Origin of the sequence: Streptomyces boluensis (genome assembly GCF_009908195.1) — a bacterium.
GTDB classification, from domain to species: domain Bacteria; phylum Actinomycetota; class Actinomycetes; order Streptomycetales; family Streptomycetaceae; genus Streptomyces; species Streptomyces boluensis.
Map to the genome: position 1 here is coordinate 1 of NZ_JAAAHS010000493.1, position 4,902 is coordinate 4,902.

At 72.6% G+C, this 4,902-nt stretch carries 5 protein-coding genes, 1 tRNA gene and 1 other RNA gene; 4 read left to right on the forward strand and 3 right to left on the reverse strand.

The annotated features are described in order from the left end of the window. The first annotated feature begins 361 nt into the window (after nucleotides 1-361). On the forward strand, nucleotides 362-1,252 hold the full coding sequence (locus tag GUY60_RS34445; RefSeq protein ID WP_161705126.1) for a LysR family transcriptional regulator: 891 nt from the start codon (nucleotides 362-364) through the stop codon (nucleotides 1,250-1,252). Here GUY60_RS34445 and GUY60_RS34450 read toward each other — a convergent pair. Together GUY60_RS34450 and GUY60_RS34455 are read right to left on the reverse strand one after the other, a co-directional pair. Then, the gene (locus GUY60_RS34450) at nucleotides 1,243-1,659 is read right to left on the reverse strand and encodes a VOC family protein (protein WP_161705128.1); all 417 of its coding nucleotides are present in this window, start codon (nucleotides 1,657-1,659) and stop codon (nucleotides 1,243-1,245) included. The two genes, GUY60_RS34445 and GUY60_RS34450, sit on opposite strands and share 10 nt — an antisense overlap. Nucleotides 1,660-1,782: 123 nt before the next feature. After that, nucleotides 1,783-2,160 (reverse strand): DoxX-related protein, encoded by a 378-nt coding sequence (locus GUY60_RS34455; protein ID WP_161705130.1) that lies wholly within the window; start codon nucleotides 2,158-2,160, stop codon nucleotides 1,783-1,785. Between the two features lie 6 nt (nucleotides 2,161-2,166). Between GUY60_RS34455 and GUY60_RS39600 the strand changes: the two genes are divergently transcribed. Next, complete coding sequence (locus GUY60_RS39600) at nucleotides 2,167-2,889, forward strand: helix-turn-helix domain-containing protein (protein WP_161705132.1); 723 nt, start codon at nucleotides 2,167-2,169, stop codon at nucleotides 2,887-2,889. Nucleotides 2,890-2,989: 100 nt separating this feature from the next. On the opposite strand, the gene GUY60_RS34465 is transcribed toward GUY60_RS39600, so the two are convergent. Continuing rightward, nucleotides 2,990-3,077: transfer RNA gene (locus GUY60_RS34465), tRNA-Ser, on the reverse strand. Between the two features lie 97 nt (nucleotides 3,078-3,174). On the opposite strand from GUY60_RS34465, the gene ffs reads away from it, so the two are divergent. Both ffs and GUY60_RS34475 read left to right on the forward strand, forming a co-directional pair. Continuing rightward, an RNA gene (gene ffs / locus GUY60_RS34470) (signal recognition particle sRNA small type) lies at nucleotides 3,175-3,273 on the forward strand. A gap of 76 nt (nucleotides 3,274-3,349) precedes the next feature. Then, a partial coding sequence (locus GUY60_RS34475; RefSeq protein WP_161705134.1) for a DNA polymerase III subunit gamma and tau occupies nucleotides 3,350-4,902 on the forward strand: 1,553 nt, incomplete at its 3' end.

Below are 4,902 nucleotides of genomic sequence, written 5' to 3' on the forward strand. Positions count from 1 at the left end.
AGCCCCACCCCGACCAGCCGCCCACGCCCGGCGGAGTGAGCCGGGCCGCCCGCAGGCGTGCCGGATGCGGTGTCCGATGCGGTGCCCGATGCGGAGGCGGCGGAAGGGGCGGTCGTGGAGCCCCCACGCTCAGTCGTCGTCATACGTCCCACGCTACGGAGCGGCTCCGCCCCACGGGAAATGCGTACCGACCCGTGGTTATGCTCGAAACGCATGACGGTACGGGCGACCCGCGGGGTGCCCGTACGCGAAATCAGCCGGGCCGGTGACCCGGTACGCGGAGCGCGGCGACCCGGTGACCTGGTGTCCCGGCGACTCGGTAACCCGGCGACCCGGCATCCGGAGCGAGAGGCAGAGACCGATGGCCGTAGAACTGCGCCACCTCCGCTGCTTCCTCGCCATCGCGGAGGCGGGCACGATCACCCGCGCCGCGACCCGGCTGCACATGAGCCAGCCCGCACTCTCCCGCTCACTGCGCGCCCTGGAGGAACACCTCGGCGCGCGCCTGGTCGACCGCTCCACGCACCACCTCGAACTCACCCCGGAGGGCCGGGTGTTCCGCGACCGCGCGGCCGCCGCCGTGGCCGCCGTCGACGCGGCGCTCGACCCGTCCGCCCTGGCCGGCCGCCCGCTGCGCCTCGGCCACACCGGCCCCGCGCTCGGCGAGCACACCGCGGAACTCCTGCGCCGCTGGGACCGCCGGCACCCGAGCACGCCCCTCGAACTGCTCCGCGTCGACGACCGCACCGCCGGTCTCCTCCAGGGCAAGGTCGACGCGGCGCTGCTGCGCGCCCCGCTCACCGCACCCGGTGTCGCGACCGAGACGCTGCTCACCGAGGCCCGGCTCGCCGTCGTGGCCGCCGACAGCGCGCTCGCCCGGCACGCCACGCTGACCCTGGCGGACCTCGCGGACCAGCCACTGGCGATCAACACCGTCTCCGGCATCACCAGGCCCGAGCTGTGGCCGGCCGCGCACCGGCCCACCGCCGTGGTCACCGTGACCAACACCGAGGACTGGCACGCCGCCATCGCCGCGGGCCGCGCCATCGGGGTCACCCCGGCGTCCACGCCCCGCATGATGGCCCACTCCGCCGTCGCCTACCGCCCCCTGACCGACGCCCCCGACGTACCGGTGCTCATCGCCTGGCCGGAACGCGGCGCCCACCCGGCGATCCCCGACCTGCTGGCCCTGGCGCGGGAGACGGTCGCCCCCGGTCCACTCGGTGCACCCCCGGCCGGCGCTCAGGTCTGAGGTTCGCCGATGTCGACCATCCACGTGACGCCGAACCGGTCCGTACACATGCCGAACACGTCGCCCCACATCTGCTTCTCCAGGGGCACGGACACGGTGCCATCGGCGGACAACTTCCCCCAGTAGCCGCGCAGTTCGGCGTCGTCGTCACCGCTGACGCTCACCGAGAACGTGTTGCCCGGCGTGTACTCCATGCCCGGCGGGGTGTCGGCGCCCATCAACGTGAAGCCGCTCGCGCTCTCCAGCATGCCGTGCATGATCTTTCCGGCCTCGGGCGCATCGGTCTGGCCACTGGCCTCACCGAAGGTGTTCAGGGAGAGGGTGCCGCCGAACACCTCCTTGTAGAACTCCATCGCCTGCCGGGCATCGCCGTCGAAGCTGAGGTACGGGTTGAGACGCGAAGCCATGGGAACCTCCCAAAACGGATCAAGTCACCTGTCGCGTTTCAGGCTAGTCGCGCCCACTGACAACGGCTCGCGCTACGCCACCGCCCCCGCTTCCCCGCGTACGTACGCCCTGCTCAGCCCTGCTCAGGGTCGTGCGGCCGACAGCGCGACGGCGACGGCCAAGCCGAGATAGCAGAGGTTCACGACCAGCCGGGCCGCCACCCCGACGGGCTGCCACAGCACGCCGTCCCTGCCCCGGTGCGCGGGCCGCAGCGCGTCCAGGTGCGGGACCAGGTAGACGGTGACGAGCCCGGCCGCCGCCCACGCCCCGGCCGCCCGGCTCGCGGGCACCCACACGAGCGCGCCCACGACGAGTTCCGCCACCCCGGAGACCTTCACGAGCAGCCGGGCCCGCCCGAGCCAACCGGGCACCAGCGAACGGAAGTAGCGGGGGAACACGAAGTGCGCGACCCCCACCGCCAGAAAGAACACCGCCAGGCCGACGGCCGCCATAGAGTCCATGACGCGATGCTCGACCCATCCCGTACGTGGACTCTTGAACAGAACGATCGGCGCCGCCTCTTCGCCGCCGGTCCCCGCGCCACGCTGTTCGCCGAGTCCGAGGCCTTCACGGTCGGCCGCCACCGCCACCCGGCCTGGAAGGTGGTCCTGCCGGCCACGGGCCACGCGATCCTCACCCAGGACGGCCACCCACCGCTCACCGCGCCCGGCCTGCTCGTCCCCCCACAGCTCACCCACGCCTGCACCACGACATCCGCCTACGCGGCCCTGTTCATCGACCCCTGGTCGCTGACGGGCGCCGGACGCGGTCCCGTACGCCTCGAACTCCCCGCCGTACGACGCCTCCTGGCGGCCCTCGGCCCGCTCGGCCAACCCGACCTGACCGCGGCGCACACCGAACTCCTCGCGCTCACCGGGCGGCCTGTACCCATCCTCGACGCGCGCGTGGCGCACGCCCTGCGCGAGCTCACCCGCCCCGCACCCCTCACGGAGCTCGCCACCGAGGTCGGCCTCTCCCCACCCCGACTACGCACCCTGGTACGCGAACAGATCGGCATCCCGCTCGCCCGCCTCCGCCAGTGGTCCCGCCTGCGCGAAGCGATCGCGACGTTCCCCGGCACCACCCTGGCCACAGCGGCAGCCACAGCCGACTTCACGGACCAGCCCCACCTGACCCGAACCACTCACACCATGCTGGGCCGCACACCAGGCTCGCTTCGCCACATGTGAGCCCGGCCGGCGCCAACGCCCGCACCCGACAGGGCCGGACACGTCGAAGGCCCCCACTGCGAACAGTGGGGGCCTTCGACGTTAGTGCCCGGTGAGGCACTGGCGGAGGATACGAGATTCGAACTCGTGAGGGGTTGCCCCCAACACGCTTTCCAAGCGTGCGCCCTAGGCCACTAGGCGAATCCTCCGCCGCAAACAATACAAGACGTTGGAGGGTGCTCGCGAACATGATCCGAGCGCGGGGACCGGGCTCGTGATTCCCGGAGGGGATCCGCTACTGTGGTGCGCAGCCCCTCACGTGGCGCTATCTGACTGAACTCCCCCAGGGCCGGAAGGCAGCAAGGGTAGGTCGGCTCTGGCGGGTGCGTGGGGGGCGCTTGCGTTTCCGGAGCGGGGCCGGTCGGCCGGTGGGTTCCGTGGGCGGGGCCGGTTGTCAGTCGGCACCGATAACCTCGTATGCGTGTCGTCCCTTGCGCTGTACCGCCGTTATCGCCCGGAGTCGTTCGCCGAGGTCATCGGGCAGGAACATGTGACCGACCCGCTGCAGCAGGCGCTGCGGAACAACCGGGTCAATCACGCGTACCTGTTCAGTGGCCCGCGCGGCTGCGGCAAGACGACCAGCGCGCGCATCCTGGCGCGCTGTCTCAACTGTGAGCAAGGTCCCACCCCGACGCCCTGCGGCGAGTGCCAGTCCTGCCGCGACCTCGCGCGCAACGGACCGGGTTCGATCGACGTCATCGAGATCGACGCGGCTTCGCACGGAGGCGTGGACGACGCCCGTGACCTGCGCGAGAAGGCCTTCTTCGGCCCGGCCAGCAGTCGGTACAAGATCTACATCATCGACGAGGCCCACATGGTCACCCCGGCGGGCTTCAACGCCCTCCTGAAGGTGGTCGAGGAGCCGCCGGAGCACCTCAAGTTCATCTTCGCGACGACGGAGCCCGAGAAGGTCATCGGCACCATCCGCTCGCGTACGCACCACTACCCCTTCCGTCTCGTCCCGCCCGGCACCCTGCGGGAGTACCTCGGCGAGGTCTGCGGCAAGGAGGACATTCCCGTTGCGGACGGCGTGCTGCCGCTCGTCGTGCGGGCCGGCGCGGGTTCCGTGCGTGACTCCATGTCCGTGATGGACCAGCTCCTCGCGGGCGCGGGCGCGGACGGTGTGACGTACGGCATGGCCACCGCCCTGCTCGGGTACACGGAGGGCTCGTTGCTCGACGCCGTCGTGGACGCCTTCGCGTCCGGTGACGGCGCCGCCGCCTTCGAGGTGGTGGACCGCGTCATCGAGGGCGGCAACGACCCGCGCCGCTTCGTCGCCGACCTGCTCGAGCGGCTGCGTGACCTGGTCATCCTCGCCGCCGTCCCGGACGCGGCCGAGAAGGGCCTGATCGACGCCCCGACCGATGTCGTGGAGCGTATGCAGGCACAGGCAGGGGTGCTCGGCGCCGCCGAGCTGAGCCGCGCCGCCGACCTCGTCAACGAAGGCCTCACCGAGATGCGCGGCGCCACCTCGCCGCGTCTGCAACTGGAATTGATCTGCGCGCGCGTGCTGCTGCCCGCCGCGTACGACGACGAGCGCGCCGTCCTCGCCCGCCTCGACCGCCTGGAGCGCGGCGGGAACTTCAGCGCGGGCGGCCAGGGCCCCGCCATGGGGTACGCACCGGGGCCCGACGCGCACGCGCCGGTGCAGCCGTCCGGTCCTCCGATGCCGTCCGGTCCGGCTGTTCCGCCCGGTGGTGGTCCGGCCGCCGCGCGGGCCGCGGTGCGTGGAGCGGGCCCGTCCGCCCCTTCCGCCGCCCCGGCACCGGAAGCGGCACCTCCGGCTCCAGCTCCCGTAGAGCCAATGCCCGCACAGCCCGCGCCTGCACAGTCCGCGCCTGCTCCCGCGCAGCCGCCGGCCCCCGCCCCGGCCGCGCCGCCCGTCGAGTCGGCTCAGCCGACCCCGCAGTCCCAGCCGACGGCTCCCGCTCCGCAGGCCGGTGCTCCTGGTGCCTGGCCGACGGTGTCCGGGGG